The organism is Prevotella pallens ATCC 700821, assembly GCF_000220255.1.
Lineage (GTDB): Bacteria > Bacteroidota > Bacteroidia > Bacteroidales > Bacteroidaceae > Prevotella > Prevotella pallens.
Map to the genome: position 1 here is coordinate 1,054,760 of NZ_GL982513.1, position 20,373 is coordinate 1,075,132.

The 20,373-nt window shown below is 36.7% G+C and carries 19 protein-coding genes; 11 read left to right on the forward strand and 8 right to left on the reverse strand.

Features of this window, described 5'->3' with window-relative positions:
- Positions 1-19 precede the first annotated feature (19 nt).
- From HMPREF9144_RS04005 to HMPREF9144_RS04030, 6 genes are all read left to right on the forward strand, one after another.
- On the forward strand, positions 20-883 hold the full coding sequence (locus HMPREF9144_RS04005) for a sigma-70 family RNA polymerase sigma factor (protein WP_006044594.1): 864 nt from the start codon (positions 20-22) through the stop codon (positions 881-883).
- An 8-nt stretch (positions 884-891) separates the two neighbouring features.
- A complete protein-coding gene (locus tag HMPREF9144_RS04010; RefSeq protein ID WP_006044595.1) occupies positions 892-1,368 on the forward strand; it encodes a hypothetical protein in 477 nt (158 codons plus the stop codon).
- Positions 1,369-1,372: 4 nt separating this feature from the next.
- Positions 1,373-2,263, forward strand: coding sequence for a hypothetical protein (locus HMPREF9144_RS04015; RefSeq protein ID WP_006044596.1), 891 nt, complete (start codon positions 1,373-1,375; stop codon positions 2,261-2,263).
- Positions 2,263-2,748 carry a S24/S26 family peptidase gene (locus HMPREF9144_RS04020; RefSeq protein WP_006044597.1) on the forward strand — a complete coding sequence of 162 codons (486 nt, stop codon included), beginning with the start codon at positions 2,263-2,265 and terminating at the stop codon, positions 2,746-2,748. The genes HMPREF9144_RS04015 and HMPREF9144_RS04020 overlap by 1 nt, the downstream gene beginning before the upstream one ends.
- 28 nt (positions 2,749-2,776) lie before the next feature.
- Positions 2,777-3,169 (forward strand): PqqD family protein, encoded by a 393-nt coding sequence (locus tag HMPREF9144_RS04025; RefSeq protein ID WP_006044598.1) that lies wholly within the window; start codon positions 2,777-2,779, stop codon positions 3,167-3,169.
- Between the two features lie 488 nt (positions 3,170-3,657).
- Entirely contained in the window at positions 3,658-4,617 is a 960-nt protein-coding gene (locus HMPREF9144_RS04030; RefSeq protein WP_006044599.1) for a hypothetical protein, read from the forward strand.
- A 131-nt stretch (positions 4,618-4,748) separates the two neighbouring features.
- On the opposite strand, the gene HMPREF9144_RS04035 is transcribed toward HMPREF9144_RS04030, so the two are convergent.
- The 3 genes from HMPREF9144_RS04035 to rfbA all read right to left on the reverse strand — a co-directional run bounded on the left by HMPREF9144_RS04035 (position 4,749) and on the right by rfbA (position 8,647).
- Positions 4,749-5,174, reverse strand: coding sequence for a BT0820 family HAD-type phosphatase (locus HMPREF9144_RS04035; protein ID WP_006044600.1), 426 nt, complete (start codon positions 5,172-5,174; stop codon positions 4,749-4,751).
- A gap of 71 nt (positions 5,175-5,245) precedes the next feature.
- A complete protein-coding gene (locus tag HMPREF9144_RS04040; protein ID WP_006044601.1) occupies positions 5,246-7,750 on the reverse strand; it encodes a GumC family protein in 2,505 nt (834 codons plus the stop codon).
- A 12-nt stretch (positions 7,751-7,762) separates the two neighbouring features.
- Entirely contained in the window at positions 7,763-8,647 is an 885-nt protein-coding gene (rfbA, locus tag HMPREF9144_RS04045; protein ID WP_040595563.1) for a glucose-1-phosphate thymidylyltransferase RfbA, read from the reverse strand.
- Positions 8,648-9,521: 874 nt separating this feature from the next.
- Between rfbA and HMPREF9144_RS04050 the strand changes: the two genes are divergently transcribed.
- The 4 genes from HMPREF9144_RS04050 to rny all read left to right on the forward strand — a co-directional run bounded on the left by HMPREF9144_RS04050 (position 9,522) and on the right by rny (position 12,418).
- Positions 9,522-10,157, forward strand: a complete 636-nt coding sequence (locus HMPREF9144_RS04050; RefSeq protein WP_006044603.1) for a DUF8491 family protein — start codon at positions 9,522-9,524, stop codon at positions 10,155-10,157.
- A gap of 91 nt (positions 10,158-10,248) precedes the next feature.
- Complete coding sequence (locus HMPREF9144_RS04055) at positions 10,249-10,542, forward strand: coiled-coil domain-containing protein (RefSeq protein WP_006044604.1); 294 nt, start codon at positions 10,249-10,251, stop codon at positions 10,540-10,542.
- Between the two features lie 9 nt (positions 10,543-10,551).
- Positions 10,552-10,845, forward strand: a complete 294-nt coding sequence (locus tag HMPREF9144_RS04060) for a cell division protein ZapA (RefSeq protein ID WP_006044605.1) — start codon at positions 10,552-10,554, stop codon at positions 10,843-10,845.
- A gap of 34 nt (positions 10,846-10,879) precedes the next feature.
- Entirely contained in the window at positions 10,880-12,418 is a 1,539-nt protein-coding gene (gene rny, locus HMPREF9144_RS04065) for a ribonuclease Y (protein ID WP_006044606.1), read from the forward strand.
- A 125-nt stretch (positions 12,419-12,543) separates the two neighbouring features.
- Here the strand turns inward: rny and HMPREF9144_RS04070 are convergent, their stop codons facing one another.
- The 4 genes from HMPREF9144_RS04070 to HMPREF9144_RS04085 all read right to left on the reverse strand — a co-directional run bounded on the left by HMPREF9144_RS04070 (position 12,544) and on the right by HMPREF9144_RS04085 (position 18,833).
- A complete protein-coding gene (locus HMPREF9144_RS04070; RefSeq protein WP_006044607.1) occupies positions 12,544-14,463 on the reverse strand; it encodes a heavy metal translocating P-type ATPase in 1,920 nt (639 codons plus the stop codon).
- 21 nt (positions 14,464-14,484) lie between these two features.
- Positions 14,485-14,697 (reverse strand): heavy-metal-associated domain-containing protein, encoded by a 213-nt coding sequence (locus HMPREF9144_RS04075; protein WP_006044608.1) that lies wholly within the window; start codon positions 14,695-14,697, stop codon positions 14,485-14,487.
- 3 nt (positions 14,698-14,700) lie between these two features.
- Entirely contained in the window at positions 14,701-16,071 is a 1,371-nt protein-coding gene (locus HMPREF9144_RS04080) for an MATE family efflux transporter (RefSeq protein ID WP_006044609.1), read from the reverse strand.
- Positions 16,072-16,844: 773 nt separating this feature from the next.
- Positions 16,845-18,833, reverse strand: coding sequence for an OPT family oligopeptide transporter (locus HMPREF9144_RS04085; protein ID WP_006044611.1), 1,989 nt, complete (start codon positions 18,831-18,833; stop codon positions 16,845-16,847).
- Positions 18,834-19,010: 177 nt separating this feature from the next.
- On the opposite strand from HMPREF9144_RS04085, the gene tsaA reads away from it, so the two are divergent.
- Positions 19,011-19,697, forward strand: coding sequence for a tRNA (N6-threonylcarbamoyladenosine(37)-N6)-methyltransferase TrmO (tsaA, locus tag HMPREF9144_RS04090; protein WP_006044612.1), 687 nt, complete (start codon positions 19,011-19,013; stop codon positions 19,695-19,697).
- A 22-nt stretch (positions 19,698-19,719) separates the two neighbouring features.
- On the opposite strand, the gene HMPREF9144_RS04095 is transcribed toward tsaA, so the two are convergent.
- Positions 19,720-20,226: a zinc-ribbon domain-containing protein gene (locus HMPREF9144_RS04095; RefSeq protein WP_006044613.1), complete on the reverse strand. Its 507-nt coding sequence runs from the start codon at positions 20,224-20,226 to the stop codon at positions 19,720-19,722.
- Positions 20,227-20,373 lie beyond the last annotated feature (147 nt).

Genomic DNA, 20,373 nt, shown 5'->3' on the forward strand with positions numbered 1-20,373 from the left:
ATGTCAATCCACCTTATAGATGAGACAACTGAAAATCACTCAGTCGATTACAAATCGCGAAAGTACGGCACTTGAAAAATACCTTCAAGATATAAGTCATGAGGGTCTTATAAGTGTAGAAGAAGAGATAGAATTAGCACGAAAGATAAAACAGGGCGATGTAAAAGCACTCGAAAAACTAACGAAAGCTAACTTACGCTTTGTGGTATCTGTTGCAAAACAGTATCAAAATCAAGGTTTATCACTTCCTGATTTAATCAACGAAGGAAATCTCGGACTAATAAAAGCAGCGAAGAAATATGATGAGACAAGAGGGTTTAAGTTTATCTCGTATGCAGTATGGTGGATAAGGCAAAGTATAATGCAAGCCATTTCAGAGCAAAGCAGACTAGTTCGTGTTCCAATAAACCAAATGGGAATAATACATAAGCTGCGAAAGGTAGTACAACAATTCGAACAAACGCATCAACGATTACCCAGCGTAGATGAAATGGCAGAACAAATAGACCTGCCTAAGGAAAGGATAGTAGAAATAATGTCTATGATAACAAAGAAAATATCTATGGACGCTCCAATTTCTACAAGCGATGATGGAAGTTTGCTTGATGTCTTACCAAATAAAAATTCTCCAGATGCAGATGCAGAATTATTAGAAGCTGGGTTAAAGAAAGAAATAGAACGAGCATTAGTGGCTCTTCCAGAGCGTGAACAGATTATTCTTAGAGGATATTTTGGAATAAACCAAAGAGAAATGTCTCTCGAAGAGATTGGTGCACAAACAGGCCTAACGCGCGAACGTGTTCGTCAGTTAAAAGAGAAAGCAATTAGACGTCTACGTTGCAATGCAATAGGCAATTCTTTAAAAGGATATTTAGGAAAATAAAAAGAAATATGAAATACTGTAAATTTGTTTTTATAACTTTAATGCTATTTAGTTTTACAACAACTATAACAGCAAAAGAAGATTACAAGGCTGCAAAGGTTTATATGTTTGGCTTATCAGAATCATTCAACGATTCTACTGTAAACTTCACTGATATACAAGCAGTAGATGCTTTCGTTGAAAATAATCACACACACTTTTTGATAAACCGTGATGAATATTCTTATCAGTTGCGCTATTATATTGAGAGCCGACAGCTTAATAGCAATCCTACGTGTATTGTGATTTATGCATTTACCGAGAAAGAGGCTATGAAGAAGTATATAAAGTTGCAAGAGCGATATACAAAAAAGGCAAAACAAAAGTATATTGTAAATGCAATCCCATCATCACAATTCAAATTTAAAACAGTTTTACCCGATGAATTAAGGAAAGAACTGATACAGCGACAAGACGAAACAGAGGAAAAAGTAGAAAAGCCATAACTAAATGCAAGTACATAACTTTAGAGTTGCTGAACTAAGTATACGTATTGCCTTTGCTGAAAGCGAAAAAAATAATATTAAATTATTACCGTCGTTTCTTCCTTTCAGTGCAGAGGTATCTAACAACGACTTGTTTTTTCAGCTAACTGTAGATGATAGTATTAGACCTATATCTAAGGAACAACGAAGAACCATTCGAAATTTTGATACAGGAAATGGCGATACTGTTGTTGATAAATTGGAAGATGGAGGATATCAGTATATTATAAAAGATATAACAGGTGCAGAATGCTGTTTGTTAATCACTAATAAAGACTTTACTAACTGTTCATGTGCACTGAATGGAAATTATAATATGCGTAGCTTTGGATTAAATAATGCGCTTATGCTAATTTTTGCTTTTGCAGGCGCGCATAAGCAAACTTTACTTATTCACGCTTCGCTAGTGCGTAACAATAATTATGGATATGCATTTATAGCAAAAAGTGGGACAGGTAAATCTACTCAAGTTAGTATGTGGTTACGATATATAGCAGGTTCCGATCTCATGAACGATGATAATCCTATTGTTCGTTTTATTGATAATGAATTTTGGATATTCGGAAGTCCGTGGAGTGGTAAAACACCATGTTATAGAAATGTGAAAGCAAAGTTAGGTGCAATAACACGTATAGATAGAGCTTCTACCAATTCGGTAGAAAAGCTTCCACCTATTCAGGCTTTCGCCTCATTACTCCCATCGTGCTCAAGTATGAAGTGGGATACTGATATTTACAATGCCGTTTGCGACATTATAACTAAGCTGGTAGAAACAACAAATATCTATACCTTGCATTGTTTACCAAATAAAGAGGCGGCAGAAGTGTGTTATGCAACCATTAGTAAAGGTTTATAATGTCCACAAGAACTACTGAGACAGCTAAAATACAATTCGAGAATGCAGTGTTTTTACCAGAAATTGTAAAGATGCTGAACGAAGGGCATACTGTTACTCTTACACTGAAAGGCTATTCTATGCGCCCATTTTTAGAAGATGGTCGCGATAAAGCTCTTTTTATAAAACCATCAACTATAACCGTTGGAGATCCAGTTTTAGCAGAAATTGCTCCACAACACTATGTACTCCACCGAATTATACATATTGATGGCGAAAAGGTTACACTGTTAGGCGATGGTAATTTATCCACAGAACATTGTTTAAAGTCTAATGTTGTGGGAGCTGTTATAGGTTTTTATAGAAAGGGAAGAAACACATTAGATCGTACCGATGGCAGAAAATGGCGACTTTATAGTTTTGTATGGACACGCCTTTATCCCATACGGCGTTATCTTTTAGGAATATATAGACGAATATGGATTCCCATCTTCGGAGTCATTTAAGTAAAATAATTCAATAAAACAGTAATAAATGAAAACAAAAGTAGGGTTTAACTTACGGCAAGTATGTGGCGAAAACATTATTGTAGCCGAAGGAGAAGAGAATATAGACTTCAGTAATATTATATCGATGAACGAAAGTTCTGCCTTTCTTTGGCGTGAAGCGCAGAAGTTGGATAATTTTACAGTAGCTGATTTAGTGAAAATTTTGACAGATGAATATGAAGTGGACGAGGCTACTGCCACTTCTGATATACTGAAACTAACAGCACAGTGGGGAATTGCTGGTATTCTTGAAGGAGATGATATTCCTGTGCTTAAAGAAAAAACGAATAACGAAATATCTCCCAAAGAATCAACAAAGCCTGCTGTAAAAGAAGAGAAAAAAGAAAGGAAAGGCTTCTTTAAAAAGCTTTTCAAATAAATTGCTTCCATTATTACTGATTTTCACAGTATACTCATATTTCGTACAGCAAGCAAATAGATAACAGAATGTTACTTGTTGCGAAACTTACTATTATCTTATATTAAGATATTCTATATGTTGGTGGGTGTGTTCATATTTGAATATACCCACTTATTTTTCTTCCTGTTTCTATGGTCGTGTGGTGTTTCGCAACCATTTATCTGGTCCTCTTCTGGTTCCTTTCCTTCCTTTCGTACAAATTATCTATTTCTGTTGGCATATTGTGCTATACAATAGGCATTTTTAATATTATTTTTCTTTACCGAAATCTCACACGCAATGCGTTCTACCATACGCATAGATAAAAAATAGAAATAAATAGGACGAAAAGTTTATACTTTTTCATTCCTAACGACATTTATTTGTATAGTTTTTTGGCTGTAAAATAAAATTATATTAACTTTGTAGCACTAAATAATTGCATTAACAATCTAATTAAACCTATTATGAATAAATTAGTATGTTCGTTATTAACTATTGTTCTGGCATTTGCTTTTGCAAGTTGCGAGAAAGAAATAATAAATAACGGGGGTAAAGAAAAGCAAGGAAAAAGCAAGTTTAAAACTATTTCGTTTCGAATAAACGAGGAAATAACGACGTCTGAAACTCCATTGTTTGCATATACACGTGGAGCGGGAAAGAAATTGTATGGTATTAATGTTTATCAGAAACGTGCTAATAGTAATTCTTATTCTAAATTTGCATACGGATTGTTTGACGATCCTTCGAAGATTAGTATTGCTCTGAACGAGAATTGTCTCTATCGTTTTGAATGCTTAATTGTAGAAGAAGGCGAAGATGGTATCTATCTTTCAGCAGATGGTTATATGGAGCCTTTTGTAACAACCAATGCAAAACCAGTAATGGCAACTAATTCGTTTACAAAGTCAAGTTCTGTTTGTTTTGCTTTTCCACCACAAGGACAAACTACTGTAACAGGAAATAAACAAGTGTGGTCTCCTAAACTTGTTAAACAATATGGCACGCTAATAGATTTTGACCCTAAAACTTCAGATTCTGTTTTGTTAAAAGTAAAACGAGCAGTATTTGGGATCCATTTAACCATTACACCGCCCGAAGATGGAACGCTCGAAGTTTCTTATTTAGATGATTATACTGAAACTGTAAAGGCATCAGATCCTATATTCGACCATCAAGCTATTTATTCTTTCTCTCAAGTAGCAAAAGCAATAGAAGATTCATATAGTGGAGAAGTCGATTTTATAGTGAAATGGACAAAGAACGATGGGACAATAAGGAGCGAAATTAAAAAGGTTGTGTTAAAACGCAACGTAATGACAAATATAAAGATAGTTGTTAAAACTCCGACACCTTCGAGTATTGCTATTGAGGAAGAAGGCAATGAAATGTCAAATGAGAATGTAGAGTGGACAATAAACGAATAACCTTAATTCTATATATATAAATGAACCACCTTTCTTTATGCGAAGGTGGTTCTTTGTATTTTCTTTTTTTATCAATGTGTCTTATATGTATAAGGTGTAATTTTGTATATAAGATAAGGTGGCAATTAAGGCTAAAAATTCCACCAATGTTTTTTTCGTTTTGGTTGTCCGTATTCAGAGTTATGATGATTATAACGCATACTTTCCCACGTTTCATTATGTTTAATCATTTGGTAAATTGTTCCCCAATCAGGCAAACCACCAACATTCCGGTCGTCTATAAACATATCTACCTTTAGTTTTCGTGAGAAATGGTTGTTTTTAGAACGCTCTTCTTCTGGATAATCTTTATTTACTGCCCAGAAATCTACTCCACGTTTATGACACCAATCTACAGCTTCTTGTAAAAGTTCGTTCTCCCTAACACTCCAAAGAATTAATTGATGTCCATCTTTTATTAGTTCTTTTAAAGTATCTGTTGCAAATGGAATTTCGTTTCCAATTTTAGGATACATGTGTTCTACTATAGTTCCATCAAAATCTACTGCTATTACCATAATTACATAAAGAAAAAAGAAGTGTGGCAAGTTTTTCCATTGGCACACTTCTTATTCACCACTTATTATTGTTATCGTTTTATAGAATTATCGTTTTTATTTCCATATTTACTGTTATGGTAGTTACCAAAACTTCCATAATTTCCGTAGGCACCATATTTTCCATATTTTCCAGTTCCATATCGTCCATACTTTCCATATCGTCCATAGCCGTAATAGTAACCATATTTCTTTTTAGACATATCGACACCATTAAGCACAATATTCATTTTGGGAAGTTTCTTTTCGGCTGAAAGTTCATTAATCATATCGAAAGAAGACTTCAGGGTATAATCGGCGCGACACATATAAACAGTTGCATCTACGATTCTTCCAATTTGTAAAGTATCGGTAACAAGACCAACTGGTGCGGTATCTACAATAACATAATCGTACTCTTGACGTAATTGTTCGAATACTGTATTTAAAGAATGGCGTGCTATTAACTCTGTTGGGTTTGGTGGAATAGGACCAGCCATTAATAAATCTAAGTATTGATTTACACCAGAAGGAATAATTTGTTCTTTTAAATCTTCTAATGTTGGATCGTTCTTTATAAGCAAGTTTGTGATACCATGTTTATGGTCGTTTATTTTAAATTGTTCGGCAAGACGTGGTCTACGAATATCGAGACCAACAAAGATAACTTTTTTGCCTAACAATGCAAAACTTACTGCAAGGTTAGCTGCTGTAAAGGTTTTACCTTCACCCGAAGTAGACGATGTAAAGAGAATAACTTTTTGTTTCTCCTCCAATATAAATTGTATATTGGTACGCATTGCACGGAACACTTCTTCCATTTGGTTATTCTGATTTTCGTGTACCACAATATCGGCTTTTCCTTTGGCTGCATCGTTTGCAACAGGAACATCGGCAATAATAGGCAATTTGGTAAGTCGTGCTACATCGTCGTGTCCTTCAATCTTATATCTAAATAGCTGAATGAGGAATAGAATAAGTGAAGGTAAAAGAAGTCCGATAAAAAATGCTACCAAATATATCATTTTTGTATTTGGACTTACAATGCCTGCAAATTGTGGATCATCAATAAGTTTACCTTTGTCTACTGTAGCTGCAAGCGACATACTATTTTCTTCTCGCTTTTGTAGCAGCATAGAGAACAAATTAGACATAACATCTTTCTCACGATCGATAGATTGTATCATTCGTTCTTGCACAGGAGCTTCAGCAACTTGTGTGTTATATTTTTGGAATTGACTTACAACAGCATCACGTTGTATCTCCAAATTATTACGTGCTGTTTCAATTGCACGTCTAATATTCTTGTTAAGTGTTCTTATCTGATCGGTAAGTGGTTCTACTACAGGTGAATTTACTGATGCGCTACGAAGAAGACGATTTCTTTCTAACACCAACTCATTATATTTATTAATAAGACTTGATGCAGTTGCATCGCTTAATCCAACATCAGAAGGTATTACTTGTGTGAAATCTCTTGATGAATTTTTTACTTCTGATGCAACGCTATTAAATAGTTGGATTTGGGTTTCCATATCCGTTAGCTTTTGTTCAGATGTAGTTTGATTTGTGAAACTACTTGCTGCATTCATTTGTTGTTCTACAACACCATTTCGTTGTTTGTATTTTTGCAACTTTCCTTCACTTGCGCCTAATTCCTGGCTAATTTTGCCAAGGCGTGAACTTATAAAACGTTCAGTACTAAGCGCAATTGTATTTTTATCTTCGTTTGCCTGACGGTTATAAGCCACAACAAGTTGCTTTAAATAGTCGATACTTCTATTTGGAATTTCGTCTATCATTTTAAGATAAGCAATGCTTGTTCCTTGTGTACTTTTTGATATCTGAATGTTGTTTACATATTGTCCACACGCATCTCTTGGCGATTGCAACACAACTTCTAGTTCTTCTCCTTTTCTTAAAATTTTACCTTGATTAGAAGATATTGTAATTATGCCGGCACGTGTTGCTATAGAATGTGGCAATGAGTAGAATTTAGTATTCAATGTAAATGGTCCTTCTGCATCGCGTTCATTAGTTGGTACATAATAAGTACCTGTCAGAATGAAAGTATTGCTATCGCGTTTAATAGAAAGCTCTATTGGTCTATTCAGATTTTCCAAATGTTTACTATCTACATCTACACTTAGTGGTTGGTCTCTATAGAGCGTTATAGTTTTAAGTCGCCCTTTTGTTATGTAATTAACATAAAGTTTTAAGTCGCGCACTGCATCTTGAGCAACTGATCTGGAACCAAGTATTTCTATTTCGTTATCAATACCTTCTGAATTAGACATAGTTCCAAGATTTGACGAATATTTAATTCCCGATTTTTTGTTATCGTCTTGGTCTTTAATAAGCAATTTTGCTACAGTCTGATAAGTAGGTGTTGTATAGCGCAAATAAATGGCAGCTAAACCAACACAGATAATTACAGATAGTATGAACCAATACCAATTTAGGATTACAGTACGATAAATTAACTGAAAATCTATAAACGATTTTTCGTTTTCTTCCTGACCGTATTCTTTTTCTATATTTTTATTTTCTTCTATCATAATAGTATTCTTCTATTGATTGTTTTCGTCTGCAAGACAAAGGAGATATTGTCCATATTCGTTTTTCTTCATTGGTTCTGCATTTTCTCTTAACTGTTGGTTATTTATCCAACCTCTTTTATATGCAATTTCTTCTAAACAAGCAACTTTTAAACCTTGACGTTTCTCTATACATTCTATAAATGTGCTTGCCTCCGATAAACTATTGTGCGTACCTGTATCTAACCATGCAAAGCCTCGTTGCAATGTTTGAACTTTTAGTTCTTGCTTTGCCAAATATTCTTGATTTACAGTGGTTATTTCTAATTCTCCTCGTGCTGAAGGTTTTATATTCTTTGCAATTTCCACAACACTATTAGGATAGAAATATAATCCTACAACAGCGTAATTACTTTTCGGGTGTTCGGGCTTTTCTTCAATACTAAGACAGTTTCCTTTTTTATCAAATTCTGCTACGCCATAGCGTTCAGGGTCGTTCACAAAATAGCCAAATACAGTAGCTTTACCATCTTCTTCTGCTGTTTTTACGCTTTCTTTCAGCATACCTGAAAAGCCTGCACCATAAAAAATATTATCGCCTAACACTAAACAAACAGAATCGTTTCCAATAAATTTCTCTCCAATAATAAATGCTTGTGCTAATCCGTCTGGAGAAGGTTGTTCTGCATACTCAAAATTCACGCCTAATTCATGTCCATCACCTAAGAGTCGCTTAAAACCTGGTAAATCGTATGGAGTTGATATTATCAATATTTCTTTTATACCTGCAAGCATTAATACTGAAATAGGATAATAAATCATGGGCTTATCGTAAATAGGTATTAACTGTTTGCTAATGCCTTTAGTAATAGGATAAAGACGTGTGCCTGAGCCTCCTGCTAAAACGATACCTTTCATATTCGTATTTTTTAAGTGCTTTATTATATTGAAGTTATACTCGGCTAGAATAGGCAAATAATATGCTTTTCTCAATCTTCACATCTCGTTGAAACATTCCAATAGTTACTTGCAAATAGTTATCACCTTTTATTCCAATTCCGAGTTATTCTGTTTTTGTTCGCAAAGGTAATCAATAAAATTGATATTCAAGGCATCTACAATAAAAAATGTTATTATATGTACCTTTTTATCTCAAATATTCTAAAACATACGATACATTTATATATCTTCATTTTTCTTATTATTGTTTCTCTAATTTCTAATTATATTTTTCTTGTTTTCTTATTATAATTTTTTATTTTTTTATTATAAAATGAGAAGACTATATAAATATCTGGTAATAAGTGGTTTATGGAACTGCATTTTTACTTATTTTTCATATTTAGATACGATTGATTTATTTGCTAAATAGCTGTAAAATGCAAGTGAAAGATTCTATTATTAGTTGTATTAAATTAGACTCATTTTAAGATGGTAAAATTTTGTACCCCCCCATAGAAGGTTAGATAGCAATGTGTTTATTAATTTTATAAAGAGATTGCTCTCAAATCTCTTCTATTTTCTTGTAATTATTTTGTTGATTCATTTTTTTGATAATGTAGTTCGCTATATTTCACCACAAAAATAGACGGTTTGTTTAGCAATTATGCAATACACATATTCTCTAATGTTCCATTTTTTGTTTAATTTAGCTAATTCTAATGAATGTGGATAGGGTGAATTATCAACTAAAAAAAACAAGTTATATGTCCCAATCTTATTTTATTTTCTTAACTTTGCACGCACAAAGAGCAATGGCTCAATTATTAATCAAAATTATTTATAGATTAAAATGGGAATATTTTCGAAAATATTTAATAGAAATAACGAAGACCAGGAAAAAGTTGGTGGAATGAACGACTATATGACCTTAGTTCGTGTATATTTTCAGGCAGTTCTTGCCTCTCGATTAGGAATAACCAACCTGTCAATGTTACCAGACCTCCGTACTTATAAGCAAACTTTCCGAGTTCCAACTGTTAATAATAAATTAGGAGTAGGAGAGAAGAATAGTGTAAAGAAAACAATGAAAAACTTGTATGGTACTAGCGATTTGTTTTTTGATGAAATAGATAATAGTATAAAAAAACAATGCAAAAAGGTGCAAGATGCGCAAGGTTATCTTTATCAATTCCAAGCTTATACACAAGATTTAATGATGTTAATAGGCAACTTAATGAAATTTAAATTGCGTATGCCTGGTTTCTTTAAGAAGCTTATTTATAGTATGACGGAGAAAACCGTAAACGATATATATAATAAGAACGATTATAGCGATCCAGGTGTTGTTAAAACAGTATTGTCGGTTCGCCAACTATCACAACGGCTTGGATTTTCGCAGAAATGGGCTACAGAATTTGTCTATCAAATAGTTTTATTAGCCAAAAAAGAACCCAAACAAAATGCCGATGTAACGGCAAAGACATAGCTTTGTATTGTTGAGAAAAGAAAATAATTAAGCGAAAAATTTTGTTAAATTAAAACTTTAACGTAAATTTGTAGCCAAAATGATATAGAAAATGAATGCGAATGAAAAGGCCCTAAATACTTTTGCGACTCGTGTTAGACAAATGATTCTTCAATATGAAGAAATGAAAAAGGAAAACAACGACTTGTATGAATTAGTGGACCAACGTGAAAAAGAGATAGAAAAGCTCGAAGCACAACTAAAACAAGCACGAAACGACTATAATTCATTGAAAATGGCTAAGATGATAGAAATTTCTGATAGCGATATGGAAAATGCTCAGAAACGTATATCAAAACTTATCCGAGATGTAAATAAGTGCATCACACTCATTAGTGAGAAATAACTAGAAAGAATGGCTGACGATAAATTACATATAAGGTTACATGTATACGATACTGAACTATCGGTAAATATTCCTCGCGAAGACGAAGAATATTATCGAGCTGCTTCTAAACTTATAACAGATACTGTAAATACATATTCCACCTATTTTAAAGGTAAAAAAAGCGATAAAGACATACTATATATGGCTATGTTGGATATAACGCTTCATTACAAAAAAGAAGGTGCACTCAACGACACAGCTCCATTCACAGATGTTCTTGGTAAACTCACTGCAGAGATAGAAGAAGCTTTAAAAAAATAACCAAGATAAAAATAATATATAGAAATAATTTTAGATGAGTTTTATAACAATAATAGTAGCCCTCGGTTGTCTCGCAGTAGGTTGTATAATTGGTTATGCTACATTCCGTTACATAATCGATAAACAATACAAAGAATCTATGGCAAAAGCCGAAAGAGATACTGAGGTATTGAAGGAGAAAAAACTACTCGAGGTAAAAGAAAAGTTCTTAAATAAGAAAAGCGAATTAGAAAAGGAAGTACAACAGCGAAATCATAAATTTCAGCAGAACGAAAACCGCTTAAAGCAAAAAGAAATTACGCTAAATCAGCGGTTAGACGAAATAAATCGCCGCAAGCAAGAAATAGAACAGCAGCAACAACGTGTAGATAACGAGAAAAAGTTGCTGATGGTAAAGGAACAAGAGTTAGAAAAACAAAAAGAGTTAGAGCGTGCAAAACTTGAAGAACTCTCTGGTTTGAGCGCAGACGAAGCGAAAAACCGACTTGTTGAGAGTTTGAAAGACCAAGCAAAACTGGATGCAGCATCATATATTAATGAAATTGTTGACGAAGCAAAGCTAAACGCAAATCAACAAGCAAAGAAAATTGTTATTCAAACAATTCAACGTGTTGCAACAGAAACAGCAATAGAAAATTCTGTTAGTGTTTTCCACATTGAAAACGATGAAGTAAAAGGTAGAATTATTGGTAGAGAAGGCAGAAACATTCGTGCACTCGAAGCAGCTACAGGTGTAGAAATTGTAGTAGATGATACACCTGAAGCAATTGTTATTTCAGGTTTCGATCCTGTTCGTCGCGAAATTTGTCGTTTGGCTCTTCACCAATTAGTTTCTGATGGACGTATTCACCCAGCACGTATAGAAGAAATAGTTGCTAAAGTGAAAAAACAATTAGACAACGAGATAATTGAAACAGGAAAACGTACAGCAATCGATTTAGGTATCCACGGTTTGCATCCAGAACTAATTCGTATTGTTGGAAAAATGAAGTATCGCTCATCATACGGACAAAATCTTTTGCAACATGCAAGAGAAACTGCAAATCTTTGTGGTATAATGGCAAGCGAACTAGGGTTAAATCCTAAGAAAGCAAAACGTGCCGGACTATTGCACGATATAGGAAAAGTACCCGATGAAGAGACCGAACTTCCTCACGCATTATATGGAGCTCGTATTGCTGAAAAATATAAAGAAAAACCTGAAATTTGTAATGCTATAGCAGCTCACCACGACGAAACAGAAATGACCAGTCTTATTGCGCCAATTGTGCAAGTTTGTGATGCAATTTCTGGTGCTCGTCCAGGTGCTCGTCGCGAAATAGTAGAGGCTTATATAAAACGTTTGAACGATTTAGAGGCAATTGCTATGAGCTATCCAGGTGTAACAAAAACTTATGCTATACAAGCAGGTAGAGAACTACGTGTTATTGTGGGCGCCGATAAGATGGACGATGCACAAAGCGAACAATTAAGTACAGAGATAGCTGAAAAGATTCAGAACGAAATGACTTATCCTGGACAAGTTAAAATTACGGTTATTCGCGAAATACGCAGTGTTTCTTATGCAAAGTAAAAACAACAGATAAAACGCTCTATAAATAAAACTAATAAAGAAAGGTGGACCCTTGTAAGAAGAGTCCACCTTTTATTATATATGCACTACAAACAGTGCAGTTTAGATACTGAGAGTTTGTGTGTTTATTTCATCAACTTTAAGCGTAAACTATTTAGAACAACGCTAACACTTGAGAAAGCCATTAAAGCACTTGCCCAAGATGGAGTTATTTGCCAGTCAATGCCAAATATGTATAATACACCAGCTGCGAGCGGAATACAAACAATGTTATATATAAACGCCCAAAACAGATTTTCCCAAATCATACGTACAGTGCGACGGCTTAATTGTAATGCCTCTGGTAAGGTACGAAGATCGTCGCCCATAAGTGTAATTTGCGCAACGTCCATTGCAACATCAGTTCCTTTTCCTATCGCAATGCTAACATCAGCTAAAGCCAATGCTTGCGTATCGTTTATACCATCGCCAACCATTGCAACATGTTTTCCTTCTGCTTGTAAACGTCTAACTAAGTTCTCTTTATCTTGTGGCAGAACTTTGCTTTGATAATGTTTTATTCCTGCTTTTTCTGCCCAATATTTAGCAGCTTCTTCCTTGTCTCCACTCATCATATAGACTTCCACACCATTTTTTTGCAATGTCTCCATTGCTTCGCGTGCATTTGGTTTTAGAGTTTCGCGTTCTTCTAAAGCCAGATTATCCGATTTGGTGAAGTCTATGTTTTTGTTTGGTATGGTTAGTGTGCCGGTTTTATCAGTTACGAGCGCATTAATCTTGCGCAAGTTTTCTAATGCCGAAGCATCTTTTATCAGTATTTGTTCTTCGGCAGCCTTACCTATACCTACCATTAGTGCTGTTGGTGTGGCTAATCCCATTGCACATGGACAAGCAATTACCAACACTGCAATTGCCGATAAGATGGCTTGTGGCAAATAAGCATTACCTCCAATAATCCACCAAGCTAAGAAAGTAACGAGAGCTATTGTTGAAACAACAGGAACGAACACCAATGCAGCTTTATCTACGATGCGTTGAACAGGAGCTTTAGAACCCTGTGCTTCTTGAACCATACGTATAATTTGTGCTAACATAGTGTCTTTCCCTATTTGGCGAGCACGCATTCTTAATTTTCCTTGATTTGGAATAGTGCCTGCCAAAACTCTATCGCCTTTTTCCTTCTTTGCCGGATTAGGTTCGCCCGTAATCATACTTTCGTCAATGTAAGCTGCATTTGGAGTCATAAAACTTTCTGCCCAAACCACTTCTCCGTCTACAGGAATTTTCTCTCCAGTACGTACTTCTAGCAAATCGCCTACTTCAATTGTAGATATTGGCACTTCTTCTACCTTGTCGCCATCTACAATATGTGCTGTCTTAGGTGTCATTCCCATCATCTCTCTAATAGACGATGCGGTTCCGTCTTTGGCTTTTTCTTCCAAAAGTTTACCTGTAAGCACAAAGGTGATAATCATTACCGATGCATCGAAATATGTATGCCACACAATTCCTCTACTGCTCCACACGGATTCTCCCCAGAATGTATTGAAAACGCTGAACAAGAAAGCTATTAAAGTAGACAAGGCAACAAGCGTATCCATATTTGCCAAACCATTTTTTAGCTGTTTCCATGCCGAAACATAGAACTGTTTGCCACAATACAGCATATTGCCCAGCGCAACAAGCAAAGCCACCTGATTGCTGGTATTGTTATTTCCAAGATTAATCCAATGCATTGATATTGCCATAACACCAATGGCAAATATCCACGATAGAATAGCTTTACGCTTTAAAAGTGTGTAAGCTTGTTTTTCTATTTCAACTGCCGATCTTCCTTCTTCAATAACAAGGTCGTAGCCAATTGCGTTGATAGCTGCTTTCATATCTGTCAGCGAAACTTCGTCTGGATTGAAGTCTACTAATGCTGAACGCGATGGTAACGACACTGAAGCCGACGTTATTCCGTTTAAGCTATTTAGTTTCTTCTCTATATTGGCAGAACATGCCGAACATGCCATACCTATTACTGGAATGGTCCTTTTCATTTTTCTTTCTCCTTATAATTCTTATAAAATTAGTTCGAAGCGACCTATTGCATCTACTGCCGCTTTTATTTTGTCGGGACTTACCAAATTGCTGTCGTACGAAACCTTTACTGTTTTGTTTGCTAAGTCTACTTCTGCAGTTTCTACACCTGCTATTTCTTTTATTGCGTTTTCTACACTTGCCTTGCAATGTTCGCAACGCATACCATTTACTGTGAAAAATCTATTTTCCATAATCTAATTGTTTTTTTGTTGATTAAACTCTATTTGTTCTTTCTTAAATTCTCTGAAAGTATAAATCATTATTGGGATTGTTGCCAACAGCGAGAAAGTATCGCTCACTGCTTGACACATCTCCACGCCTAAAAGTCCGAAAAATTGTGGAAGTATAAATATTAAAGGAATGAAGAAGAGTCCCTGTCGTGCTGCTGCCAAGAAGTTAGCTCGCCACGGCTTTCGGCAGGTTTGCGATAGCATATTGCTTACAACTATTGCTGCATTGAACGGATAAGTGCACAGTTGCCAACGCAGGGCAACAACGCCTATGCTTATAACTTTGGCATCGTTGCGGAACAATTCGATGAGCGACCCACTGAAAATCCAACCTATAATGGTACAAGCGAGCAAGAAGAGTGTGCCCGTTTTAACGGTAAACATATAGCCTTCTCTCAATCTGTCGTAAAGTTTTGCGCCGTAACAGAAACCACATAATGGTTGAAACCCTTGTCCCAACCCAATAACTGTTGCAAGCACAAGCATTGATATACGTGTAACTATGCTCATTGCAGCAATAGCTTCGTCGCCATAATGAGCTGCTGCTATGTTTAACGACATTGTTGCCAAGCACGCTAAGCCCTGACGCGACAGCGATGGACTACCTCCCAAGAAAATTTCTTTAAGTGCATTCCACGACGGAGCGAAGTTTTTAAGATATATTCCGATGTTCTCTCCCTGCCGAGCCATATAGAAAAGAATGATAAACGAAACTATCTGTCCAACTACGGTTGCAATGGCTGCACCCGTTATTCCCATATCGAAGGTGAAAATAAGAAGTGGGTCGAGCGCAACATTCAATACTGCCCCCGCCACAATGCCATACATTGCATAAGTGGCATTGCCTTGCAAACGCATCTGGTTGTTCAGCGTGAGCGATGATGTTAAGAATGGAGCTCCGAGCAACACAACACCTAAATATTTCTCGGTATAGGGCAAAATGGTTGGTGTGCTTCCCAATAAAACCGATAGTGGCTTAAGATTAAGCAGCCCCACAATCATAATTACTATACCAAATGCGAACGAAAAGAAAAAACCATTCGATGCCATACGTACGGCATTATTGTGGCGTTTTGCACCCAATTCGCGTGAAATGTAGTTTCCCGAACCGTGTCCGAAGAAGAAACCAAACGACTGTATGAAGAACATCACCGAAAACACAATGCCCACGGCTGCCGTAGCTTGCGTGTTTATTTGTCCCACAAAATAAGTGTCGGCAATATTGTACAAGCTGGTTACCAACATCGAAATTATGGTAGGTACAGCCATTGTTATCACAACCTTATGAATTGGTTCCGCTGTAAGGAACGTATAGTTATCTTTACCTTTATGCATACGATTGCAAAAATACAAAAAACGAAGCGATAAATAGCAAAATAATGTTCTAATTAGAATTAAAGAGCGAAATAGTTGATATGTGCTATGTTAATTGATCCAATTATGGTTTGCATAGCGTGTTTTTATATCAAACCGAATTATATCTTCTGCTAAAACCACTGCAAACACTTATCTAATTGCAAAAAGCTTATAAGCTTTTCCTAAATAGCTTATAAGCTTTTCTCAAATAGCTTATAAGCTTTCTGCAAATAGCTTATAAGCTTTTTATAGATAGCTTATAAGCTTTTTAATCATAACTTATAAGTTTTTTGTGTATAACTTATAAGCTTTGCTTAGTTTGTAAGGTCTGTTAGACCACGAAATCAATGCACTTTCTCTGCAAATTGATACAATCAGCATCACTTAATCGGCAATGAAATACAAGTTAATTGCAACATAAACGGTTGCCAACCATTTACGAATCATCAGTTATTCACACCTAACTAATCCGTAATTCACACCTAACTGTGTAGACGCTCATACCAAGCGTCCCTATATTAAGAATATTTGCAAACCGTTCGAAGGGTGTTTGTTTGCTGTTCGTAAGCCGTTCGCATCGTGCATTCCTTATGTGTAGGGAGCCTATTCATCGTGCCCATATCCACGAATACCCAACACCATCTAATCTGCAACAGATAATATTGCAAACTTAGACTACTAATGAACGCAAATAAAAAAGGCGTGCTCAATATTGAACACGCCTTCTATCTTTCGTTATTTACTGAATGTCTCTACGCTTCTTTGTCTTTGTCAGAAACTTTTGTTGCCGTGATAAAGTAGAGTATCAGAGCTGTGTAAGCAACAAGTGCGAGAAGTTCAGAAAGATGGTTCTGCCACCATGCAGCATGGTCGAACTCAACACCAAAGAACTTAATCAGTGCCGAAACAACACCCATAAGTGCACCACCCGCAATAAAGCCCGATGCAATAAGTGTTCCTTTATCGGCACGTAGATTGTTAATTTGTTCGTCCTTAGAACGAGTTGTAACATACCAGTTCACCGCACCACCTATAATTAGAGGAATATTCAGCTGAATAGGAATAAACATACCAAGCGAGAAAGCCAGTGCAGGCACCTTGCAACGGTCTAACACCAATGCAAGGACAGCACCTATACCGTAAAGAATCCAAGGTGCACCCTGTCCGCTCATTAATGGTTTAATAACGGCAGCCATAGCGTTTGCCTGCGGTGCTGCCAACTGTCCAGAATTGAAACCGTAAGTCTTGTCCAACACAATCATTACACCTGCAACGGTTGCTGCCGATACAATGGTGCCAAGGAACTTCCACGTTTCCTGCTTCTTAGGTGTGGTACCGAGCCAATAACCAATCTTCAGGTCGGTGATAAACGAACCTGCCATCGACAAGGCTGTACATACAACACCACCCATAAGCAATGCTGCCAACATACCCGAATTGCCTTTCAGTCCAACACCTACCATTACAACAGAAGCCAAAATAAGAGTCATTAGAGTCATACCCGATACAGGGTTTGAACCCACAATGGCAATGGCATTTGCTGCAACCGTTGTAAAGAGAAAAGCAATTATTGCAACCAGCAAGATACCAACAACAGTGTGTATTAAGTTGAATTGCATTACACCAAAGTAGAAGAATAAGAAGATAATGATTAAAGTAATAATACTGCCAAATGCAATAATCTTAAACGAAATGTCGCGTTGTGTTCTTATCGCTTCTTCTTGACTTGCTCCTTTGCCCTTCATCTCTCTTGAAGCTAAGCTAACAGCACTTTTAATAATGCCCCACGACTTTACAATGCCAATAATGCCCGACATTGCAATACCACCAATACCAATAGAACGAGCGTAGTTCTTGAAAATCTCTTCTGCCGACATACTGCCAACTGTGGTAACAATACTTGCGTCCCATTGGTTCAGTATAGTGTCTGGAAATATAAGTGCCATGCCTGGAACAACTACCCACCATATAGTGAGCGACCCCATACATATAATGAAGGCATATTTTAAACCAATAATGTAGCCCAAACCCAAAACAGCAGCACCTGTATTTACCTTGAATACAAGCTTTGCCTTGTCGGCAATGGTTTCGCCAAAACCAATCATACGGCTTGTAACGGTTTCGTTCCACCAGCCAAATGTAGCCACGCTGAAGTCGTAAAGACCCCCCACCAAACCAGCAAGCAACAATGGTTTCGCCTGGCTGCCACCTTTCTCGCCACTCACAAGCACCTGTGTTGTGGCTGTAGCCTCTGGGAAAGGATATTTGCCGTGCTGTTCCTTAACAAAATACTTGCGGAAGGGTATTAAGAAGAGTATTCCTAAAATGCCACCTAATGCTGCTGCAATGAATATTTGAAAGAAGCCAGCTTGTAAATCGAGCATATAAATGGCAGGTATTACGAAGATACCGCCTGCAACAACAGCACCCGAACAAGCACCAATGCTCTGAATAATGACATTTTCGCCCAATGCATTCTTGCGTTTAGTTGCCGACGACATACCAATGGCTATAATGGCAATTGGTATGGCTGCCTCGAATACCTGTCCAACTTTAAGACCTAAGTAGGCAGCAGCTGCCGAAAACAGCACAACCATTACTAATCCCCAAGTTACAGACCACGTACTTACTTCTGGATAAACCTTATTAGGGCTCATCACGGGTTGATACTCCTCGCCTTCTTTCAGTTCACGAAAGGCGTTCTCAGGAAGTTCAATGTTTTGTTTTTCTTTATTTTCCATATCTTTAGTTGTATGTTATTCTTAAGGTAAAGTTTTGTTGTAGCATTGTATGCTTCAGCCTAAAACAGTCGCAAAGATAAGTAAAAAATAGCAAAGGCACTACTAACTGTCAATAAAATCACCATTAATTCAGGCATAGTTGCCTAATATTGTACATATTTTATGTAATTTTGTGCTATGAAAGAAATAGAACCTATAGCCTATTTTCGTTCCCCGTTTACCACAAAGTTTGGCATTCCACGCCAGAGTGGCTTAGTTAGCGAACTGCGAGGACACATTGTGTTTGAGCCAAAGTTCAGCAATGCAGATGCTTTGCGTGGTTTGGAAGGCTTCGATTATATTTGGTTGATATGGGGGTTCTCGGCGAACGAGCCTGTTGGTGGCAAGAAGTGGAACAAGAACGACAACCTTATGGTGCGTCCACCACGTTTGGGAGGCAACGAAAGGGTAGGGGTGTTTGCTTCTCGCTCGTCCTATCGCCCTAATGGTTTGGGCTTGTCGTCGGTGCGCATAGTAAATATTGGCAAAAATGGTGTCATAGAAGTTTCGGGAGCCGACCTTATGGACGGAACGCCTATATACGATGTAAAACCTTATTTGCCATACGCCGATGCACATGTAGAAGCACGTGGTGGATATACCGATTCAAGCATTTGGCAATCTTTAGATGTAGAATTGCCCGATGACATAGGCAATTTCTTTAATCACGACGAAATAAAGGCATTGTCGGAAGTACTTGCTCAAGACCCTCGTCCGCACTATCAGCATAATTCCAATCGTATTTACGGTATGGCATTTAGAAATAAAGACGTCCGCTTTCGGGTAGAAAACGGACGTTGTATAGTTCTGGATATAATTGTTTAAATGCTTCTTTTGCGTACTATAACTATTTCACTTCTATTTTCTCTACACGTGGTTTTGAAACAGTAGGCGCAATAGGTGCAACATTGGGTGCAGTGTTGCCATCCTCTGGGGTGGAAGGAACAGTTACAGGAGCCACTTCTTCGTCTTGTTCTTCTTTGTTGTTCCTGCTGTTATGTTTGTTTCGTTTCCCTCGAATACTGTTAAGCACCTTTTCGGCTTGCTTTGCTTCCTCTTTGTCTAACGAATCTTTGTTAAGCGTATCAAGAGCAATCGTGTCCAGCTTTACAGCATTCTTTTCTGCCAAGTTAGAGTCAGGCTCTATTGAAGTAAGTGTATATTTAGGGTCGTGCATGTGGTTGAAATAATAGAAAAATCCGAAGCCTACAAGGAAGATAGTACCAATAACTATGAATATTACCAGTCCACGACCAATAGTGGGTTCGTCGTTGTCGTTGTGTAAAGGTGCACCACAATTAGTACATTGCTGCTCGTTTTCATTCACTTCTGTATGGCAATTCCTACATTTCATATTGTTCCTATTATTTTGTTGTTAGTTCTTTTCCTATTGTTTTAGCATTCAAATGCACTTATCCTTGTTGTTTGTATTACTAAAACATCGCAAAGGTACGCTAATTCGAACGTTCGTCAAAATAAAATAGAAGTTTTCATTCCTTTT

Excerpts from the sequence above, each read along its gene's own strand:
- HMPREF9144_RS04035 (WP_006044600.1), bottom strand. The coding sequence starts at position 5,174 with ATGGTAATAGCAGTAGATTTTGATGGAACTATAGTAGAACACATGTAT.
- HMPREF9144_RS04095 (WP_006044613.1), bottom strand. The coding sequence starts at position 20,226 with ATGAAATGTAGGAATTGCCATACAGAAGTGAATGAAAACGAGCAGCAA.
- rny (WP_006044606.1), top strand. The coding sequence starts at position 10,880 with ATGAGTTTTATAACAATAATAGTAGCCCTCGGTTGTCTCGCAGTAGGT.
- HMPREF9144_RS04040 (WP_006044601.1), bottom strand. The coding sequence starts at position 7,750 with ATGATAGAAGAAAATAAAAATATAGAAAAAGAATACGGTCAGGAAGAA.
- HMPREF9144_RS04010 (WP_006044595.1), top strand. The coding sequence starts at position 892 with ATGAAATACTGTAAATTTGTTTTTATAACTTTAATGCTATTTAGTTTT.
- HMPREF9144_RS04050 (WP_006044603.1), top strand. The coding sequence starts at position 9,522 with ATGGGAATATTTTCGAAAATATTTAATAGAAATAACGAAGACCAGGAA.
- HMPREF9144_RS04015 (WP_006044596.1), top strand. The coding sequence starts at position 1,373 with ATGCAAGTACATAACTTTAGAGTTGCTGAACTAAGTATACGTATTGCC.
- HMPREF9144_RS04055 (WP_006044604.1), top strand. The coding sequence starts at position 10,249 with ATGAATGCGAATGAAAAGGCCCTAAATACTTTTGCGACTCGTGTTAGA.
- HMPREF9144_RS04025 (WP_006044598.1), top strand. The coding sequence starts at position 2,777 with ATGAAAACAAAAGTAGGGTTTAACTTACGGCAAGTATGTGGCGAAAAC.
- tsaA (WP_006044612.1), top strand. The coding sequence starts at position 19,011 with ATGAAAGAAATAGAACCTATAGCCTATTTTCGTTCCCCGTTTACCACA.
- HMPREF9144_RS04020 (WP_006044597.1), top strand. The coding sequence starts at position 2,263 with ATGTCCACAAGAACTACTGAGACAGCTAAAATACAATTCGAGAATGCA.
- HMPREF9144_RS04085 (WP_006044611.1), bottom strand. The coding sequence starts at position 18,833 with ATGGAAAATAAAGAAAAACAAAACATTGAACTTCCTGAGAACGCCTTT.
- HMPREF9144_RS04070 (WP_006044607.1), bottom strand. The coding sequence starts at position 14,463 with ATGAAAAGGACCATTCCAGTAATAGGTATGGCATGTTCGGCATGTTCT.
- HMPREF9144_RS04080 (WP_006044609.1), bottom strand. The coding sequence starts at position 16,071 with ATGCATAAAGGTAAAGATAACTATACGTTCCTTACAGCGGAACCAATT.
- HMPREF9144_RS04005 (WP_006044594.1), top strand. The coding sequence starts at position 20 with ATGAGACAACTGAAAATCACTCAGTCGATTACAAATCGCGAAAGTACG.
- rfbA (WP_040595563.1), bottom strand. The coding sequence starts at position 8,647 with ATGAAAGGTATCGTTTTAGCAGGAGGCTCAGGCACACGTCTTTATCCT.
- HMPREF9144_RS04075 (WP_006044608.1), bottom strand. The coding sequence starts at position 14,697 with ATGGAAAATAGATTTTTCACAGTAAATGGTATGCGTTGCGAACATTGC.
- HMPREF9144_RS04030 (WP_006044599.1), top strand. The coding sequence starts at position 3,658 with ATGAATAAATTAGTATGTTCGTTATTAACTATTGTTCTGGCATTTGCT.
- HMPREF9144_RS04060 (WP_006044605.1), top strand. The coding sequence starts at position 10,552 with ATGGCTGACGATAAATTACATATAAGGTTACATGTATACGATACTGAA.